15 protein-coding genes and 1 pseudogene are annotated in these 19,469 nt (G+C 41.3%); 8 read left to right on the forward strand and 8 right to left on the reverse strand.

Annotation, left to right across the window (positions count from 1 at the left end):
- The first annotated feature begins 124 nt into the window (after positions 1–124).
- Complete coding sequence (locus tag RMX69_RS17660; protein WP_322638236.1) at positions 125–283, forward strand: hypothetical protein; 159 nt, start codon at positions 125–127, stop codon at positions 281–283.
- Here the strand turns inward: RMX69_RS17660 and RMX69_RS17665 are convergent.
- Positions 280–2,160, reverse strand: a complete 1,881-nt coding sequence (locus RMX69_RS17665) for an ABC transporter ATP-binding protein (RefSeq protein ID WP_322638237.1) — start codon at positions 2,158–2,160, stop codon at positions 280–282. The genes RMX69_RS17660 and RMX69_RS17665 overlap by 4 nt on opposite strands.
- A 275-nt stretch (positions 2,161–2,435) precedes the next feature.
- Between RMX69_RS17665 and RMX69_RS17670 the strand changes: the two are divergent.
- The 3 genes and pseudogenes from RMX69_RS17670 to RMX69_RS17680 form a co-directional block, all read left to right on the forward strand.
- Positions 2,436–2,570, forward strand: a pseudogene (locus RMX69_RS17670) (ATP-binding protein); the annotation flags it as partial.
- Between the two features lie 254 nt (positions 2,571–2,824).
- Positions 2,825–3,847 (forward strand): tetratricopeptide repeat protein, encoded by a 1,023-nt coding sequence (locus RMX69_RS17675; RefSeq protein WP_322638238.1) that lies wholly within the window; start codon positions 2,825–2,827, stop codon positions 3,845–3,847.
- 244 nt (positions 3,848–4,091) lie between these two features.
- Complete coding sequence (locus tag RMX69_RS17680; protein WP_322638239.1) at positions 4,092–5,105, forward strand: NAD(P)-dependent alcohol dehydrogenase; 1,014 nt, start codon at positions 4,092–4,094, stop codon at positions 5,103–5,105.
- 71 nt (positions 5,106–5,176) lie between these two features.
- On the opposite strand, the gene RMX69_RS17685 is transcribed toward RMX69_RS17680, so the two are convergent.
- The 3 genes from RMX69_RS17685 to RMX69_RS17695 all read right to left on the reverse strand — a co-directional run bounded on the left by RMX69_RS17685 (position 5,177) and on the right by RMX69_RS17695 (position 8,500).
- A complete protein-coding gene (locus tag RMX69_RS17685; protein ID WP_289798844.1) occupies positions 5,177–5,848 on the reverse strand; it encodes a glutathione S-transferase family protein in 672 nt (223 codons plus the stop codon).
- Between the two features lie 383 nt (positions 5,849–6,231).
- Entirely contained in the window at positions 6,232–7,359 is a 1,128-nt protein-coding gene (locus RMX69_RS17690) for an aryl-sulfate sulfotransferase (protein ID WP_322638240.1), read from the reverse strand.
- 103 nt (positions 7,360–7,462) lie between these two features.
- Positions 7,463–8,500, reverse strand: coding sequence for an NADP(H)-dependent aldo-keto reductase (locus tag RMX69_RS17695; protein ID WP_322638241.1), 1,038 nt, complete (start codon positions 8,498–8,500; stop codon positions 7,463–7,465).
- A gap of 792 nt (positions 8,501–9,292) precedes the next feature.
- Between RMX69_RS17695 and RMX69_RS17700 the strand changes: the two genes are divergently transcribed.
- The gene (locus tag RMX69_RS17700) at positions 9,293–9,883 is read left to right on the forward strand and encodes a peptidoglycan-binding protein (RefSeq protein ID WP_289798848.1); all 591 of its coding nucleotides are present in this window, start codon (positions 9,293–9,295) and stop codon (positions 9,881–9,883) included.
- A gap of 121 nt (positions 9,884–10,004) precedes the next feature.
- Here the strand turns inward: RMX69_RS17700 and wecB are convergent, their stop codons facing one another.
- Both wecB and RMX69_RS17710 read right to left on the reverse strand, forming a co-directional pair.
- Positions 10,005–11,117, reverse strand: a complete 1,113-nt coding sequence (wecB, locus tag RMX69_RS17705) for a non-hydrolyzing UDP-N-acetylglucosamine 2-epimerase (RefSeq protein WP_289798849.1) — start codon at positions 11,115–11,117, stop codon at positions 10,005–10,007.
- Between the two features lie 259 nt (positions 11,118–11,376).
- Complete coding sequence (locus tag RMX69_RS17710; RefSeq protein WP_289798850.1) at positions 11,377–11,748, reverse strand: hypothetical protein; 372 nt, start codon at positions 11,746–11,748, stop codon at positions 11,377–11,379.
- A gap of 731 nt (positions 11,749–12,479) precedes the next feature.
- On the opposite strand from RMX69_RS17710, the gene RMX69_RS17715 reads away from it, so the two are divergent.
- Together RMX69_RS17715 and RMX69_RS17720 are read left to right on the forward strand one after the other, a co-directional pair.
- The gene (locus RMX69_RS17715) at positions 12,480–13,763 is read left to right on the forward strand and encodes a type IV pilus twitching motility protein PilT (protein ID WP_289798851.1); all 1,284 of its coding nucleotides are present in this window, start codon (positions 12,480–12,482) and stop codon (positions 13,761–13,763) included.
- Between the two features lie 170 nt (positions 13,764–13,933).
- Positions 13,934–14,701 carry a circadian clock KaiB family protein gene (locus RMX69_RS17720; protein ID WP_322638242.1) on the forward strand — a complete coding sequence of 256 codons (768 nt, stop codon included), beginning with the start codon at positions 13,934–13,936 and terminating at the stop codon, positions 14,699–14,701.
- Positions 14,702–15,121: 420 nt separating this feature from the next.
- Here the strand turns inward: RMX69_RS17720 and RMX69_RS17725 are convergent, their stop codons facing one another.
- Entirely contained in the window at positions 15,122–16,456 is a 1,335-nt protein-coding gene (locus RMX69_RS17725) for a hypothetical protein (RefSeq protein WP_322638243.1), read from the reverse strand.
- 150 nt (positions 16,457–16,606) lie between these two features.
- Between RMX69_RS17725 and RMX69_RS17730 the strand changes: the two genes are divergently transcribed.
- Positions 16,607–16,738, forward strand: coding sequence for a hypothetical protein (locus RMX69_RS17730; protein ID WP_289798854.1), 132 nt, complete (start codon positions 16,607–16,609; stop codon positions 16,736–16,738).
- 198 nt (positions 16,739–16,936) lie between these two features.
- Here RMX69_RS17730 and RMX69_RS17735 read toward each other — a convergent pair whose 3' ends face one another.
- Positions 16,937–19,240, reverse strand: coding sequence for a DUF3488 and DUF4129 domain-containing transglutaminase family protein (locus RMX69_RS17735; protein ID WP_322638244.1), 2,304 nt, complete (start codon positions 19,238–19,240; stop codon positions 16,937–16,939).
- Between the last annotated feature and the right edge of the window lie 229 nt (positions 19,241–19,469).

Genomic DNA, 19,469 nt, shown 5'->3' on the forward strand with positions numbered 1-19,469 from the left:
TTCCTAACTCCTCACTCTCAACTCCTAACTCTCTTATGCCATATTTCCCCTTAACCGAAATGGATTCTTGAGAATTTATACCAATTCAATTAATGATTGCAACACATCCCTGGGTAGAGACGCAATGAATCGCGTCTCTACAAATGGTCTACTTGTCGCATTATTTTTTCAAATTGGTATTATTTTATGCGATCGCACTTTCAAGAACAGCATCATTTTAGGCAATGCCTGTGGCGAATGTAGCGATCGCTATTTTCCACCTTGGAATTATAAAATGTACTAACTTCCCAACATCTGCAAGTTATGTAAAGTGGCATAAAGCCCTCCTTGTTGCAGTAGTTGCTCGTGACTTCCCTGTTCGATTAATTCGCCCCGCTTGAGAACAAAAATCCGGTCTACATTGCGAATCGTAGACAAGCGGTGAGCAATAATAATAGCGGTACGTCTGAGCAAAAGCTGGTTTAATGCCTCTTGAACTGAAGCTTCTGTGCCAACATCTAAACTAGCGGTAGCCTCATCTAGTACCAAAATTTGCGGATTGCGAATGGCAGCGCGTGCAAAGGCTAAAAGTTGCTTTTGACCACTAGAAATATTTGTGCCCCGTTCTCGAAGTTGAGTATCATAGCCTTGGGGTAGTTCTTCTATAAACTGGGCAATGTTGGTTTCTTCCGCTGCTTGTTGAATCTGTTCAATGGTGTAGCCATCTCCTAAAGAAATGTTGCTTTTAACATCGCCAGCAAACAAAAAGCCTTCTTGTAAAATTACTGCCATGTAGCGCCGCAGTTCTGCTTGTGGTACTTCCCGAATGTCTACGCCATCTATGAGAATGCGTCCTTGGGTGGGTTCGTAAAGGCGGCACAAAAGCCGGATAATCGAAGTTTTACCCGCACCTGTAGGGCCGACTAATGCAATTTTTTCACCAGGATGAATGGTAAAATCTAAGTCTTTAATTACGTAATCATCATTTTTGTAAGCAAACCAGACATGATCGAAGCGAATCTCTCCCAGTTCTGGGGGGGAAGTGAGGTCTGGAGATTCTAGATTTGCTAGGATTTCGTCTATGTAGCCAAATTTTGCATCAAATATTGAGAAGCGGACATTGGCGCGATCGCGAATTTCTATCGGTTCATCTAATATATCGCTTACGCGTTCAATGGCAGTGAAACCAGCTTGAATTACTGTAAATTTTTCTGCAAAAGCCCTTAAAGGGTCAAATAATCGCTGGGCATACAATATAAATGTCGATAAAGTCCCGAAAGTCAAGTTTTTTTCCAACAGCAACCACCCACCCACGCACAAAACACCTGCGATCGCAATCAGTCCAATCCATTCTAAGGTTGCTGAAACAAATGAATCATAAAAGATGGTTTTATCCATTTGCTGAGTGTAGTGGCTGTTTGTCGCACGAAACAATTCGGCATTAAATTTTTCTCTACGAAACAACTGCACGACGTTAATACCAAGCACATTTTCTTGTAGCTGTGAATTCAGGATCGAAAGTTCTTCTCGCCCTTTGTAATTGGCTTTGCGGTACTGTTTTTGAATGTAAACAATTACCCAGCTAGTTGGTAACAGCATCAATACCAGCAAGCAAGAAAGTTGCCACTGGATGGAAAACATTAAACCCAAAGTCACCAGCATTAAAAACAAATCGGATATAATGCCAACCGCCCCAGTCGAAAAGACATCGCCTAACACTTCTACATCGCTGGTAATTCTGGTAATTAATTTACCTACGGGTGTGCGGTCAAAAAAGCGCACTGCTAGAGATGTTACATGCTGAAATAAGTCTTGGCGAATTGCTGCGGTGATTTGTTGCCCTAGCTTTTGGACTATATAACCTTGAAAACCTGTCAACATCAATTGGATGGCGATCGCAATTACCAGTAATCCCTCTAGGATATTCAGCCCTTGCGAGAAGGGACGATTCCTAAAAAATTCGTAAGTGCTTGGTTCATTACGAATCAGAGAGATTACTTGCCCAATCAAGAAAGGTTGTACGGCATTAGCTAGTGCGATCGGTACGAGTAGGCACATCGACAGCGCCAATAGCCGTCCGTTACGACGGGCATAAGGCACCAAACGCAAAAATAACCGCCAGTCATTTTCACGCCGACGATCTGGTGTATAAGATTTTTTCAGAGATTGGTAGATGCTCATAGTAAGAGCATTATATTAATGTTTGGAAAAAAACACGCTTGTTTAAAGTAGCGTTTATCTTCCTACTCTGATACCATGCCTGAGATAGAAACTGCAAGAATACTACTAAGACCCGATATTCCTCACGATTTGGATAATTTCCTTTACATTTTGCAATCTTGAAACTATCAGTCCTCTACCCAGAAATGTTGCCACTGTTTAATTTGATTTGGCGGATCAAAACGATTCACAACCGCAGCCTACAGAATCATTGGCGAACCAACTGCTAAACATAAGGACTTTCCAGAAGTGGAAGTCTTCAGGGTGCGCTAACTGGGTTACAGCACAAAGGCTTGATTTATCATGCCGAGCCAGGTTATCAACTGGCATTGCCTTTACTGCCCTTGTGGTTGCGACAACGGTTGAGTTGAAAATAGCGATGTAACAACAAGATTCCCGACTTTTGAAATAAATCGGAAATCCGAGGGCGCACAGAAGTGCGTCCCTACAGTATTTGTATTAATTGCTTCATAAATATTCCTGTAAGTATGAAAAAATAGCATACTTATCTGTTTACGTCTTATATCTAAAGATAGAAGATCGAGGTTAAAATTTGGGAAACCTAAGAGGGGTTCATTCCCAAGAGATGTTCTACCTACTTATCGCAGAATGCAACTGAGGTCAGATGACGCAACCTTTAAATCAAGTCAAAGAATGGGAACAACGTCGTGACGAAGCAAACCGCTACTACCAACGAGGGAAATTTCAAGAGTCTCTCGATCTTGCAACCAAAAATTTACACTTGGCTAGAGCAATTCCAGATCGAGCCAGAGAAGGTTATACATTAAATGACCTCGGTTTAGCTCACCTCAGTTGCTGGCAACCTCAAAAAGCATTAGAGCGCTTTCATCAGGCGCTTTCGGTTGCTGTTGAAATTGGCAACACGCCAGCAGAGGCCACTGCACTTAGCAATCTGGGTTCTACCTACAGCCGTCTTGGACGCTTTTCGCAAGCGTTGGAATATTTTGACAAAGCACTGCTAATCTTTAGGCGATCGCAAGATACTCAAAGCGAAGTTTCTACTCTTAATGATGTCGCACTAATTTATACGCGGTTAGGAGAACCAAAACGGGCGCTGTTGCTACAACACCAAATTTTGAGGATGCGCCGATTGTTAGGTGACTTTTCTGGCGAGGCAACAACGCTCAATGGTATTGGATTTGCCTACAATGTCTTAGGCAAGTTTGAGCAAGCGCTAGAATTTTTTCAAGCAGCACTGCCAATTCAACGAGCTGCCAAGAATTTGCTTGGAGAAGCAACCACCTTGAACAATATTGCTTCTGTCTATCATGATTTAGGACAACCGAAACAAGCGCTATTGCTTTACTATCAAGTTCTTTTAACACGTCGAGCAATTAGCGATCGCGCAGGTGTTGCAACAACCCTTCACAACATTGGTTTTACATACAGCACCCTGGCAGAACATCGCCAAGCAATGAAGTTCTACAAGCAAGCCATTGTGATTTATCAAGAACTCGGCGATAATCTCGGAGAAATTTCAACTTTGCTAAATATGGGAAGCGTTTACGCCACCACGAAACGCAAAAAAATGGCGCGATCGTGCTACAAAAATGCCCAAGAGTTAGCAGAGCAAATCGAATATCAACCACTTTTAGAAAAAGTACAGCAGTTCATAGATTCTCTGTAGCTTTTAGTAGTTCGCTTTCGTCAACTTGGCGGGGTAAAGGGAAAGGGTAAAGGGGAAAGGATGTATTCAAAACCTTTCCCCTTTCCCCTTTACCCTTTAACCGAACCGTATTGAGGGCAAACCTACTAGTGAAATTAAATATGCGTTATGCAGAACCCTTGTAGAGACGTAGCACTTGCTACGTCTCTAGATTCTTTTTTACCCTAGCTACAATACCAAAGTTGTAGCTAGAACAAGGACATCTATGAAAGCTTACGAAATTCAAAGCAACGCCGGAATTGATGCCCTGGCATTAGTCGATCGCCCCCAAGCAAAACCCGCAGCTGGACAAGTTCTGATTCAAGTGAAGGCAGCATCTTTAAATTACCGCGATTTGCTTGTCATTGAAGGAGCTTACGGTGCTGGACAGAAATATCCGTTAATTCCCATGTCTGACGGTGCGGGAGAAGTTGTGGCAGTGGGGGAAGGTGTGACACGGGTAAAAATAGGCGATCGCGTCGCTGGTATTTTCTTCCAAGACTGGATTTATGGCTCTTTAACCAAAGAGAAAATGAAATCCGATCTCGGAGGCGGTATCGATGGAATGCTAGCTGAGTATGTCGTATTACACCAAGATGGTTTAGTAATATTACCTGATTACCTATCCTACATTGAAGGTGCAACTTTACCCTGTGCAGCAGTTACAGCTTGGCATGGACTGATTACAAAAGGCAATATTGGTGCAGGTGATAGTGTTTTATTACTCGGTACTGGAGGAGTTTCAATTTTTGCTCTCCAGTTTGCCAAGATACATGGTGCTAGAGCGATTATTACTTCCAGCAGTGATGAGAAATTGGCACGAGCTAAACAGCTTGGTGCTGACGAGACAATCAACTACAAAGCAACACCAGATTGGGAAAAGCAAGTTTATCAATTAACCAATCGCACGGGTGTAGATCATGTAGTTGAGGTAGGCGGTGCAGGTACGCTGTCAAAATCGCTACAAGCAGTCCGCATTGGGGGACGTATTAGTTTGATTGGCGTATTATCAGGTAGAGGAAATGAAATTGACCCCATGCCAATACTTTTTAAGAGCTTAACAGTTCAGGGAATTTATGTTGGCAGTCGAGAAATGTTTGAGGCGATGAATCAGGCGATGCAACAGCATCAAATCAAACCAATTATTGATCGAGTTTTCCCATTTACTGAAGCACGAAAGGCTTATCATTACCTCAAAAGTGCGGCTCACTTCGGTAAAGTCGTAATTCGTAATTCGTAATTTTAAAGAGTTTAATTCTATGTTTCAAGTGGGGTTTGAATTCCCACTTGAAACATAGTTATGAATTACATTTAAACAGCAGCGAGAGTAGGCGCAGCAAATTTAGCATATCGCTCAATGTAGAATTCCTTAGAGTGAGCGATCGCTTTCACAGATTCACGCTCTTTCAAAGCATGTTTCCACTGGCGTAGACGGGTAAATTGCTCTGGTATTCCAAAACCACGATATTGCTTCAGTGCAGCCCAGCGCTCAAACCAAGGGAAATAGGTGAAATCCACCAAACTGATAAATTCACCAAACCAGTAAGGGCCTTCTCCAGAAAGCTTTGCTAAACCTTCGTTTTCAATGAATTCCAGATGTTTATATAGTTCCTGTTTAGCTTCTTCTTGTTTTTCGGGATCTGAACTCCGCAGCAGTGTAGAAAAAGCGGGAACGAATCTGGTGTTAGCAAAATCTATCCAGATACGAGCTTGTGCCCTATCAATGGGGTTGCTAGGTAACAGTGGTGGATTGGGAAATACCTCATCAAGATATTCGTTAATTACCGCTGACTCCCAAACTCGGTTATCGCCATGAGTTAGTGCAGGAACTTTACCATAGGGGGAAACTTTGGTAAACCCTTCAGGCTTATTCTGCAAATCAATCTCAATCAAATCGAAGTCGATGCCTTTCTCTTGGAGTACCAAGCGGGTACGGTGAGCATAAGGACAAACAACTGCACTGTATACTTTAATTTCAGCCATGTTTAAGTACCTTGGTAAATAAGACTTGTTAATCGGCATTGGGAATTGAATTTTCATCCAAAATCCCAAATCTTAAATTGTTAGTGTCGCAAACTCTTGTTGAAGCGAATGTAGCGTGAAAAATTATCGACACTAACCAAACTTTGAAACTGGAATAATACTCAAATAATCCAAAATTGTTGGTAAGGATAGGGGGTAGAGAATAGGGAATAGGGATTAATTAACGTGAGTTCGATGAACCTCTCCCTCTCCGAAACGGAAAGAGCAACGAAAAATTCAGCTTTTTGCTCCCCTCTCCGTGTCGGAGAGGGGTTGGGGGAGAGGTCAAATAAGACTTGTCGAACTCACGTTAATTATTTCCCCCTCTGCTCCCCTGCCTTCCCCTACAGCCAGGGCACTTCTTCAGGTGCATAACGGAAGGCGCGGAAGACTGTATTTTGCTCTCCAAGAGTTACCGGCGACTTCTCACCTGGAATATTCCTAACTGCAAAGTGGGGATTGATGTATTCCCAAACAATTTCCCCTGTAACTGTCACCTCAAATATTCGACCATAAGCACCTTCTGTAATTAAGGTATTGCCATTGGCCAAACGTTGCGCCCCTGATATATAAGAACTGAAGAAATTTTGGGGCGGATTGTCGGTGTATTCCCAAACTATTTCTTTGGTTTGACGGTTCACCTCAATCACACGAGAAAAATTGAGAGCAATGTTACGGCGATGTGCGCCATTGTCGAAAATCAGGATATTACCGTTAGCTAATTCGTTCGGGAAGTGCTGCTGTGCTAGCACGTCATCGCCCAACGTCCAGATGATTTCTCCAGTTTTGCGATCGACGATGACAACTGTGGAGATATTGCGAAAGCTGACTATAATGTTGCCATCAGCGAGTTCACCCACAGTATTCCCATGAGTCCATTCGTGTCGATGATCCTGGGGTGTAATCGTAAATATATCTGGATCGAGGTGTTCGTGGGCGTGCCAAGTCCAAACGATTTCACCTGTTGGAGTCACCTCATAAAGCACATCCGCATAGATATCACCATCTGGTTCTGTACCTGATACGCCACCTTTGATCCGGGGAACCAAAGACTGAGGTATCTTTTCAATGGCGAGTATAATTGTGTTGCCATTAGCTAGTCTGCGTCCATCATGATGATGATCTGGATGCTTATATTCCCAGATAATATTTCCCTTGGGATCTGCTTCTAAAACAACGCCACTTTTGAATGCAGCCCATAAAGCAAAACGTAGTGGTTCTTCTGGCGGAGTCTTACCGTTATAAAAAAGATTGCCATTGGGCAAAAGATAACCGTATAACCCTGGTGGATAAGGCAGATTCCACTGGTGTACTACTTCTCCTTCCAAGTTCAGAAGATAGACTTCACCTTGACCTGTCAAAGGTGTGAAAAGTGTATACCCTTTAAAGGCTTTTTCAGGATTGTAAGCTGTTAAACCAGTACCCCGACGACGAATAGTATTCTGGTCAATTAATGTTGCTGTAAAAGTCATATTTTACCTACTAAATATCTATTTGTGAATCTAATAATTAAGACAGAATACATTGCTTACCTCTACTCGTTTCTGAACAATTCGGACTCACTACTCAGCACTCTTATGGTGCTGGATTTGGCGACTGAGCATGAACTATATCCAACTCTTCCAAAATGTCTTTGTCGAGAACTACATTCACACTTTCTAAATTCTCTTTAAGTTGTTTCAGTGTAGTCGCACCAATAATTGTGCTAGGCACAAACCAACGACTCCGCACAAATGCTAAGGCTAGATGCGCTGGACTTAGTTGATGGCGCTTGGCAATTTCTACATAAGCTGATACGGCTTGACTGACTTTCGGTTTCAGATAGCGCTGACCGAAATTTTCAAATAAAGTGACTCTGGCTTTCTCTGGTTTGCCGTTTAGATATTTGCCAGTTAAGAAGCCAAATGCTAAAGGACTATAAGCTAGTAACCCAATTTCTTCGTGATAAACTGCTTCCGCTAAGGCTCCATCAAATACTCTATTCAACAAGTTGTAAGCATTTTGAATGGAAACAACTTTAGGTAATCCTAATTGTTTAGCAGCGTTACTAAATTGAGCAACTCCCCAAGGGGTTTCGTTACTCAAACCGATATAGCGAATTTTCCCCGCTTTAATTACATCGTCAAAAACTGCTAGCTGTTCAGCAATGGGAACCGTTTCTCCCACCTGAGTCGGATCGAACACCGTTTGCCCAAACCTTGGCACGTAGCGATCTGGCCAGTGGATCTGATACAGATCGATATAGTCTGTCTGTAATCTTTTTAAACTATCATCTACAGCTTGTTTGATATTATCACGATCGATTGCTTTGGCTCCTCCACGTACCCATTTAAAGCCTCGACCAGGGCCAGCAATTTTAGTAGCTAAAATAACTCGATCTCTTTGTTGACGTTTTAACCATTCCCCAATGTAAGTTTCTGTTAATCCATAAGTTTCGGCACTTGTTGGCACAGGGTACATCTCTGCTGCATCAATAAAGTTGACTCCTTGGGCAATAGCATAATCTAGTTGTTCATGGGCTTCTTCAATAGTATTTTGCTGTCCATAAGTCATAGTACCCAGACAAATTTCAGAAACTTTTAAGTCACTCGTGCCAAGTTGGTTATACTTCATATTTATGCGTTGTTATTCAGTAAATTTAACAGTGATATTTTTGTTTAAAATTTCGTATTTTGTCAAGGGCATTATTATTTTTTAAGGAAATTAGCTTCAACCAATATTGGATTTAGCACTAAGCCAATATAAATTTTTCAACTAATCATTGGCTTACGTATTACTTTAAGTCGATAGACAAAGTGTATTTAGTAAGCACAATTGTTTATTGTTGCATAGATTAACCAGATAATTAAGTTAGCTTTGGGTAATAAACATTTTAAATATGTAGTAGAAAATACTTGTTTTTATTGAGTATTTGTGACATGTCCTTTTTTAGGCTGAGTGTATAATACAATAAGTCGGTAGGTTTAGCGTAGTATATCAGAAATCTTAAGATTATTCTAGAATTAAGTCTTAATAAATATTCATATTCATATGCTTGGTTCTAAGTAGCTTATCTTTGCGATAATCAAAATACACCAAGACTAGTTGGGAGAAGTAACAACATTTGGTAGCCATGAAAAGGGTTTAGGTTTTTAATGACTTGTATAACTAGGAATTTTTTGCTGCGATCGCTTCCAACCATGCTAGCAATTTTATTTATTTTCAAAATGCGATGTCTACACGAGCTAACCCGTTGTAGACATCGTATTTTTTCAGAAATCTTTTGACTAATTTTATTTTTTATTAATTTCGCTATCAATAAAAAACTTTGAAATCACAGTGATATAAAATATACTAAGAATAAATACAGAGAACCACCAAGTAATTCTCTGCGAGTACTCATTTTTTCATATTAAGGAGTGCATTATGGAATATCTTGCTTATTCCCAGATGTTTATTGCTCAAGAAGAGGCATCTGGAAACACTAAGTACAATCTTCCTCAACCTCAATTCAATTGGAAAAAACTGCTTAAATCTTCGGCTTGGTTAGCTTTAGCTGGTGTTGGTGTATTGTTTGCTGCTGTAACCCAAATTCAAATGAGTTCGGCTGCCTATGTCAAGACTAACGGCAGTTGTTTACGTGTCCGTACCGGCCCAAGCAGCAGCTACTCGTATGTGGACTGTGTACCAAATGGCGCAACACTTCCAGCCATTGAAAGATATGAAAATGGTTTTGCCAGACTTTCTACAGGTAGATACGTTTTTGCGCGATGGATTGGTGATAGACCTAATAATCGTCCTGTGACTAGACCTGGTGGTGTTGGCGGTTCAGTGATTCTTACCCCTGGTTCTAAAGGTCAGCTCGTCAGAGACTTGCAAACAGCTTTAGGTAATCTTAGAATTGATGGAATTTACGGTCAAGAAACTGTTAGCCGAGTCCGAAGCTTTCAGCAAAGCAAAGGTCTACTTGTAGATGGTGTTGTAGGCCCCGAAACTCGAGCAGCTCTGGGTATTTAACCAGAAGCCACCCTTAAAAAACCTCGTGGTTTGGTAAATATTGTCAAACTAGTTTTGAGGGTTTGTAGTAAGCACTTTAGTGCTTGAGAAATAAGGACTAAAGTCCTTACTACGAACTTTTTTACCCATAAATGTAATTTTGGACAATCTGCAAAATGCGCTCTGCTGCATGACCATCCCCAAAAGGATTGATTGCGTTTGCCATCGCTTCATAAGCATCTGAGTCACTGAGTAACTCAGTAGCGGCTGCAACAATGTTCTCAGTCGTAGTGCCAACAAGTTTGGCTGTACCAGCTACCACAGCCTCCGGTCTTTCGGTAGTGTCTCTCAAAACTAGTACTGGTTTTCCCAAGCTGGGGGCTTCTTCTTGCAAGCCACCAGAGTCAGTGAGCAAAAGATGCGATCGCCTAATTGCTCCCACCAAATCTCCATAATCTAGAGGATCTGTCAAGAAAATTCGGGGATGATTCCCTAAAAGTTCCTGCAACGGGACTCGCACTGTCGGATTGCGGTGCAATGGTAAGAGCAAAGCTGTATCAGGAAACTTGTCTAAGATTTGTAAAAAGCCTTGAGCGATCGCTAATAGAGGTTCTCCCCAATTCTCCCGACGATGAACTGTTGCTAACAAAACCCGATATGATTCCCAGTCTAAGCCTGGGACATCGCAAACTACTTGGGTTGCAGCGACATTTAACAATGCATCAATTACAGTGTTACCTGTCATGTGAATTTCACCCAAAACACCAGAACGATGCAAATTTTCCACAGCCCAAGGAGTCGGTGCAAAGTGCAACTGAGTAATTTGAGAAATCAATCGGCGATTAGCTTCTTCTGGGTAAGGATTGAAGATATCATCAGTTCTTAACCCTGCTTCTACATGACCTATAGGAATTTTTTGATAAAAAGCTGCTAAAGCAGCGGCAAAAGCAGTGGTAGTATCTCCCTGCACAATTACGAAATCTGGCTTTTCTGCCTTAAATAATGCTTCTAACCCTTGTAAACTTCGGCAAGTAATATCATTTAGAGATTGCTGAACCTGCATAATTTCCAAGTTATAATCTGCCTTGATATTAAATAGTTGCATAACTTGCTCAACCATCTCACGATGCTGTCCAGTTAGAATTACTTGCAACTGAAATTCTGAAGACTTCTGGAAAACCTGAATCACTGGAGCGAGTTTAATCGCTTCCGGGCGAGTACCTAAGATAATGCAAACGCGTTTTTGATTAGTCATTAGTCATCTGTAATTTGCCATCTATAGTCAATGGTCTATAGTCAATGGTCTATAGTCAATCGTCGGTGGTTAATCCTTACATAAACCATAAATATTAATGGATAAATCACACAAGATATAAAAAACCGGCTTAACCGGGCAAATGTATTGTTTGTCTAATTAACCTGTAATAACTATTTAAAAGTTCAAATTATAAAAACCATGAAAAAACCCGGCTTAACCGGGCAGACGCACTGTTTGTCTAATTAACCTGTAATAACTATTTAATCTCACAAGTTAGAGGGCAAGCAGCGTAAACAGTAGCCTGCATTTGGTCTGCCTCTCCATGCAGCCAGCTTAACCACTTAACTTCGCTAGGATGAACTCCCTTAACAGTTAGCACACCCGCAGCCAATACAACTGCCATAACATTAAACATTATTAGAGCGCCTGCTACAAGCAAAACCGCACTAACAGGCATCACAGATTGCAAGATAATCGACAACAGACATCCGACCGTAGCCATTAAGACAACTAGTGGAAAACCCACAACCAACAAACATACTGCTAATGTAAAAGTCCATATTAAAAAGCTTTTAATCATCAACAAGGAGTAGGTCTTTCCTTGATTAGAGCTTTCAGCAGAAACCATGACTTTTCCTCCCAAAATACACAACAGATTTTAATTTCAGTCATATCTCGCTTTTTGCGAGTAAACTGAATTGTTCTTCAGTGAAATTCAGTATATAAAAACTAATTGGGAAAATGAGCATTTGTTTACTAAAGTTTACAGTTAATTTTTCGTAATTATGGATATAAAGTCAATTTTCTATCTATTAGAAAAACTTGTTTACTGCATCTACCTTCAGGTATAGAACCTAGAATGTATGAGCTTTGAACCTTGATCCCCACGATATCATTCCTATTCAACTTAACATTTCTTATAAAAATTAGTAGTCTTTCTCATAATTCCTAGACAGCCTGAATAAATGATCTGCTAGTATTTGTGCTGTTAATTGCTGGCAATTCGTGCCCATACCTGGGATAAATTTCTCATCTAAGTCATGAGAATATTTACTTTAAATTAAAAGCATTAAAAGTAACTTTTAATTCCATGTGTATTTACTGAGGTCTTTTAAGTCCTTACATGTGTTAAACCAGTTTAGATAGGTTAAATAATCTATCTAAATATTCTGAGTAATGAAATTTTAGGAAATAAAAGATACCAACTGAGGTGGATGAAATAGATTGACCGTGGTTCTAGAGTTTCAATCGCCTTCTATCACCGCTAAGGCTTGCAGACAAGCATTCTCCAAAAGTCATCAAAGCAAGTGACTTTACTTCTCGTTAATTCAACTTTTTAACTGCCAAATGTGAAGATATATGACAGAATCACAGTCTCCATTAAATTCTAACTCTGCTGCCGGACGTAATTTGCCACCAATGCCGCCGCCACCACCGCCAACTCCAACCTTTAGTACCCAGCGGCAGATGACACAAACATTGGATATGTCAATGGATAGGGGCACAAATCCGCCTGTTGCAGGTCATCGTCCGGGTAGTCCACCGCCAATACCTAATTCAGTTCGCCCTCAAAACAGCAGTCCAGAACTCACTTTAGAGAAGTTAATCAGAGAAGCTTACGATCAGGGATATTCTGACTTGCACTTGGGTGTAGGTGAACCACCCCGCTTTCGCAGCCGAGGAGAAATTCAATCAGGAGATTATCCAGAAACAGATAAAGAAACTTTTATGAGTTGGTTGCGGGAGGTGATGAGTGAGGGAGAAATTCAGCGCTTTGAAGAATCCTTAGAATTTGACGGAGCAACTCAATACGAATTTGCTCGCGTGCGGATTAATGTTTTTGGCTCCCTGAAAGGGCCTGCAATGGTGTTGCGGTTGATTCCGCTAAAAATCTTAACTATGGAACAGTTGAGATTACCTCCAATTTTTCGGGATATTTGTCATCACCATAAAGGTTTAATTCTAGTAACAGGGCCCACTGGTTCTGGTAAGTCCACCACAATGGCAGCGATGATTGACTACATCAATAAGGAGATGGCCAAACATATCATCACTATTGAAGACCCGATAGAATTTGTCCATCAAAGCCGCAAGTCCTTAGTCAAACAGCGGGAAGTGGGAATGCATACCCGGAAATTTGACAACGCTTTGAAAGCAGCTTTGCGGGAAGACCCAGATTTGATTCTGGTAGGGGAAATGCGGGACAAGGAAACGGTTAACACCGCCCTAAAAGCTGCTCAGACTGGTCACTTAGTCATGGGAACCCTGCACACCAATAGTGCGGTCAAAACCATTGAGCGGATTCTCAACCTCTATTCTGGTGATGAACAGGATGCAATGCGGGTGGCGATTTCTGAGTCTTTAGTAGCAGTAATTGCTCAAGGTTTGTGTCGCACAACTGACGGTAAGCGGGCTGCTTTCCACGATGTGCTGATCAATACTGAGGCGATTAAGGAATGGATCAAAGACGGTAAGTATGATGAAATTGGTGAGTTGATGAAACAAGCTGGCTTTGATGGCATGATTACGATGAATCAGTCATTGCTCAATCTCTATCAAGACGGACGCATCACTGAAGAAACTGCTTTGGAAATGTCACCAACTCCTAACGAAATGGCACAGTTTCTCCGAGGTCGAGTTTAGGATTGGGGACTGGGGAAGAGGCAGAGGAGCAGGGTGCGGGGGGCAGAGAAGAAAACTCTTCTCCCTGCTCTCCCAGTACCCAATTCCAAATATCTTTGCGATCCTGGTTGAGGTTATAGCTAAGGTAAAAGGTAAAAGAGAGAATTTTTACTTTTAGTTCCCTAACCTCTGTGAATAACTTGACGACAAATAAACTATCTACACCCCAGCTGTTTAAAGGCATTGCGCTATTTACGCCTGGAGGAGATTTAATTTACTGCATCGACCCTAGCAAGCAAGGTCGATGGCATTTGCATTTGTGCTCGGCTTTGCAAGAAATCCTAGATTTACCAGAGCCACCGCACTTTTTAGTGCCTTGTTATACTGCAACTATTGATAATTGGTTAGATCCGCGCACTCAACAAGTGCGAACTTTTGCTGAAGCTTATCCAGCTGTAATTAGACATCAAGCTTTGCTTAATGCTGTTTTTGGCACGGGAGAATTAGTATGGCAAGCAGCTCCTTGGCAAGAAGGATTGTGCGATCGCATGGTGTTAACAACCTATCGTTCGTCTTTTGAGCAGCTTTGGGAGGATCACGATTTAATTGTCCGTCTAGACCTTTCTGAACCTGTACCAAAATACCACCAACCAGTAATAATACAAAAAAAAGAAGCCATCACCCAAGGCTATGTTCTCCGCTTGTTTGTTGCCGGACATAGCAGTTCTACTGAACGCATTCTGCAAAATTTACACGAATTGTTAGAGCGATCGCTCGGACACCCTTATACTCTGAAGGTGATTGATGTTTTAAGTCATCCAGAACAAGCAGAACTAAATCAGGTTTCTGCAACTCCTACCCTTGTCAAGGTTTGGCCTCACCCAATTCGGCGAATCGTTGGAGAGTTGGATCATGTAGAAAAGATTTTACACATGTTAGCTGCTAAGGAAAAAATTTAAGTAATCAGACTAGTTTTTTTGCTAAGTGCGCGAATGGGTAGGTGTTGGTGAAGGGGGAACTACAAAAATGGTTAGATTGTGGTAGCTGCAAGGATTTGAGACTTTAGCATCTTTAAACCATCCGCGCACCTTATATAATCCATTTGTGCAAAACCTCTCTCACTGTCTGTGCAGTCCAATTTAAATGATCCGCGATTTTTTCCACCTACCAGCCATGTGCGTTTAATCTGATATCGATGAGATTGTTCACCTGTTATCTACCGATTTAGATATAACTAGCCAGCCTCGATCTCGTTTTTGATACTGATGTCACGAAATACTTTGTGGGAGCGCACAGCTAGCTATACACTCCTAAAAACTACTTTAAAAAAGGAAAACATATAACCCTAAGTAAGTAGGATTATATATTGGATATATTTACTAACCTCGTTGAAAACCCTTTGCTGGCTTTTGTTGCCCCTTACCCTTGGGCTTAGATTTGTTAACTTCTCCTAAAGCTTCCTGAAATAAGTTATGCAAATGTATGGGTACACTGGCTATGTCTGGCAACTCTGGCTCAATAGGTTTGTGGAATTCTTGCAAAAGTGTATCCAAGTCACTTTCAAGCTTAAACTCTGGACGTTGCAAAAATGATTGCAACACATTTTCTAATTGAGTTGGATACTGTTGCCCTAATCGATGCCAAATAAAAGCATTAATACTTTTATCTTCGAGGTAATAGCGAACTAGTTTTTCCGCTCCTTGAACACTTTGCCAGTCCTCTGCCGATAAGATTGCTTGTACCTTACTATAAGTTGGTAAAAACATTTGTCCCCAACGGGGATGAGAAAGAGCCGTTACCTGTTCTGCTTTCTTGAGTTCAGAAGGCAAATCAACCTTTGGCATCACCATTTTGCTCTTGGTGCTTTTGCTGTTAAACATTTCAGAGACTACGTTGGAATCAGCACCAAATTCTTGTGCTGCGGCTTTTATTTCCTCGTCTCCAATGCCAGCCGCTTCTACCACTTCAGCCAGAGATTTAGAAGTATCAATTCCTGCGGCTGCAAAAGTTTTTTCAGTAATTACTTCTTGAAATTCCGCGATTTTTTTATTAAGCTGGTATCCAGATAGGGTGATTTCATCAGTACCAAAAAAGTCCACAAACTGCTGATGATATTGTTCTACTGACTGCCAAGCTTCTTCTAGCAAGTCTGGAGCATCGCTGTAAAGATTACTTTTATAGTTTTCTTTGAAATTACCAATTGCTACGGCAAGTTTTGGTTTACCTAATTTACCCATTATTGTGTAGGGGCCAGAAAACATCCAGTAGCTATCGGTAACGGGAGAAATGCGAGTTAGCAAGATTTCTCCGACTTTCAACCGAGATATTGCCTGTAATGTTTGAGTATTGTTTGGCTTGACAATGTAGCGTTTATCTGTAAGCCAGTTCGTCAATTCAAAGCCATCAGGCAAAATATTAGTGATGGCAAATAAGCCAATAAAAGTATGATGCCAACTGTTAATCAGGCTGCGATCGCTTTCTGTTAAATCTGGATGGCTTTCGATAAACAACTCTAATGGAGATTTATCACCGACTTTCCCGGCTGTCAAAAAGCTATCGATGGTTAAGTCTTGCTGCGTATTATCTCCACTTCCACGACGCAACTGTTCTGCGGCATAAGTTTCCAGTGCTTGTGCCAGTTCGCCTTCAGCATCAAGGACAAAATCAACTAAGGCTTGTTTTAATTCGTGCGATCGTTCTAATATGACATCCACAAGTAAATCTCTCGGTGCAACAGATGTAGATTATAGCCTTTGAGAGAATTTCAGCATCTAGCTATTGCTAGATTTATAGAAATGCACACTTAGCAAAATAGGTTTGATCGTGCAGGCATACTACAGCTAACATCTGTCACAGCCAGATTATTGGGATTAAACCCTTGGCGAAATCGGCGGTGTGGTGTTTGGACAGCGATCGCAGTTATGGTATTTTATTTGAGTTACCAGCGATCGCCACCTGTAGGATCTAGACTCAGACCGCAAGGTGTACTGTGGTGATATCAAAATCGCTATTGGTTGGTTTTAAAGAACAAGCTTACTTCTCCTATTTTTTAGGTAATCAATATGAATAATCTCTCTAGACTTCTCCAGAGATTAAAAATAACCCAGTTATATACATAAATAAGCCATCAATTACTTGCCTTAATTTCTTTGTAAAGGGTATTTAAGTCAACTAAGTGATTTAGCATTGATGAGTTACTTAGCAGCTTTTTTCAAACCTTGCCATCTCTCTCGCAATCGTTGCAAGTTAGGTGTATGACCGCCATAACGCCAGCCAACATAAGCTTGACAAATTTCATCTATGACCTCAGCAGTTGCTAGAGCATGATGCTGGTATGAAATTCTGGCATACTCTAAAGGTGTTTGTGCTGGATGTTTGCCTAAACCTTTTTGGGTTGTCCATTGCAGCATTTGTTGATAAAGGCTCTCCATCGCTGGCAATTTCTTTAACCATCGGCGGTTGCGCCACTCTCGCCACTGACCCCAACCCAGCCAAGCGAAGAAAGCCGTTGTAGTCCCCACAATTAAGCCAGTTAATACACCAAACCAACCTTGAGAAAATAAAGCTAAAAACCAAGCGATCGCTTTAATCACCCATTTAAATATTGTCTCAAATACATTATTCAACAAACCTGTCAGCGGAGAAGGTAGCCAGCCAGCAACCCAATGCCACAATTGGCGCAACACACTAAAAGTCTGAGTGTCTTCTATTGAAGGTGGTATCAGAGGATGATTGGGAATAGGGTCAAAGGCAAACCAACCATATTTAGGAAAATACACTTCCGTCATCGCATAAGCGTCAGTATTACGGACAACATACAGCCCTGTAAATGGATTAAATTCTCCTGCGCTAAACCCTGCTACTAACCGCGCTGGAATACCAATGGAACGCAACATCACCGTGAGAACTGTAGAGAAGTGATCTGGATATCCTCCCTTTTGCTTAAACAAAAAAGTTTCTACCAAGTCTTCTTTTTCACTTAAATAAGGTAGTTCTAAGGGATTTTGGGGAACAGAGTAGCGTTGCTTTAAATATTGAGCTAAGTAGAGAGCTTTTTCGTAGGGTGAATCTAAGCTTTTAGCAGACTTTGCGACTTTTTCTTGATTGTAGTTAGCGAGGATTTCTTCGGTACGTTGCCGCACTTTTTCGGCAATTTCGGGAGGAATTTGCAGATAATGCTTTTTAATGTGTTCTGGATATTTAGTAGAAGCTTTACCTAACAAAGTGCGATCGCGGTATGGTACTTCAGAAATTACTGTGTAGGTGAAGCCTTCTGATAATTCTACAGGCGATCGCAATCCGTCTTCTTTATCAACAGCGATCACTGGTGCTGGAAAGTAAACTTCTTTGGGATAAGTCATCGCTGGAATCAGGTTAGGCAAATCTGACACCACTGTATAAGTTTGCACTACTTCTTGGGTTTTACCAGTGAGTACAGATGGGGAAAGAAAAATTTGGTAAGACCAAGGCGCTCGCCTAACAGTCGTAACATTTTCATTGCGAGAAACTTCCCATCCCTTACCTGTATAGCGATCGAATCCTAATACTCGCCAAAAACCCTCAGCTTGCGATCGCACCCGCATGACAACCTTGGGTTTCATCTCGCCCCGCAGGTTTTGATTCATTTGGCTATTAAAACCGTAATAAAAATTATTATCTACTTTACCTGGTTGACCAGTTTTATTTTGTCCCGTACCACCGCTACCACTCCCTTGATTCTCACCTTTCCCTTGGCGGACATAACCGGGATTAATGATACTACGACCTGTGAAATTATTTTTTACTTGAATAGCAGAACTTACAGGAAAATTGCGTAATTGATAGCCGGGAAATCTGGGTAAAACAGCAAAAATTGCCAACCCCAGACCGACAATTAGTAAAAAAGTTAGAATTAAAAATTTAAAATTAAGACTTGAGGAATTCTTCTGATTGAATTTTTCCTTTTGAGTTTTTAATGGCTGCAAACCCAAGCGTGAGCGGTAGTCTAATACTAAAGTTGGCAGAGCGATCGCTAAAAATAACAGCAACACAGGTGCAAATGCTAAAGTCTGACTTAGGGTTGCTGCTACACCCAATAAAATCAGTCCGATAACAATCGAATAGCCCAAATTTTTCCGGCGGGGTGTATCAAAGCTATGTAACACCTGGAGTTGAATTAATAACTCTGCCAAACCCAACCGCGTATCATTCAACTCTCCGACTAATCGCCCAAAGAAAGCACCTAGTGCTACTAACATACCGATGGCGATGCAGAATTTAATTGCAACATTGCGATCGCGGCGACGATAATAACTCCAAATTGCACCCACAACACTCAGGGGTAACGCCCAAAAACTGAATGAAGTCTCAGCGGCAATATCCGTCGCCACAATTCCCAAAATAACCAACGCTAGCACCAGCACCCGCAAAAAAATTGAATCTTCCACTTCAATCAAAGGCGACCCCTGCGGATTTTGCCGCCAGAAATTACCTACAGGGAGACGCCAAAACCGATTCATCCTGGATAAGTTAAACATTTGAGTCTAGTAGAAGCAATGATGTAGATGCAACAAACACAATACAGGGGACGTAATTTGCTACCCTAGCACTGTGTTAAAAAAATGATATCTAAGGGGTAAAGATGGAAATATACGAGAAATGGGTAACGCAGTGAATCGAGAAATAATCAAATACTTTCTCAATATCCCCATGTCCCCATATTCCCGTGTCCCTGTGTCTTTGTAATAA

Source organism: Nostoc sp. EspVER01 (assembly GCF_034530635.1).
Taxonomy (GTDB): domain Bacteria; phylum Cyanobacteriota; class Cyanobacteriia; order Cyanobacteriales; family Nostocaceae; genus Nostoc.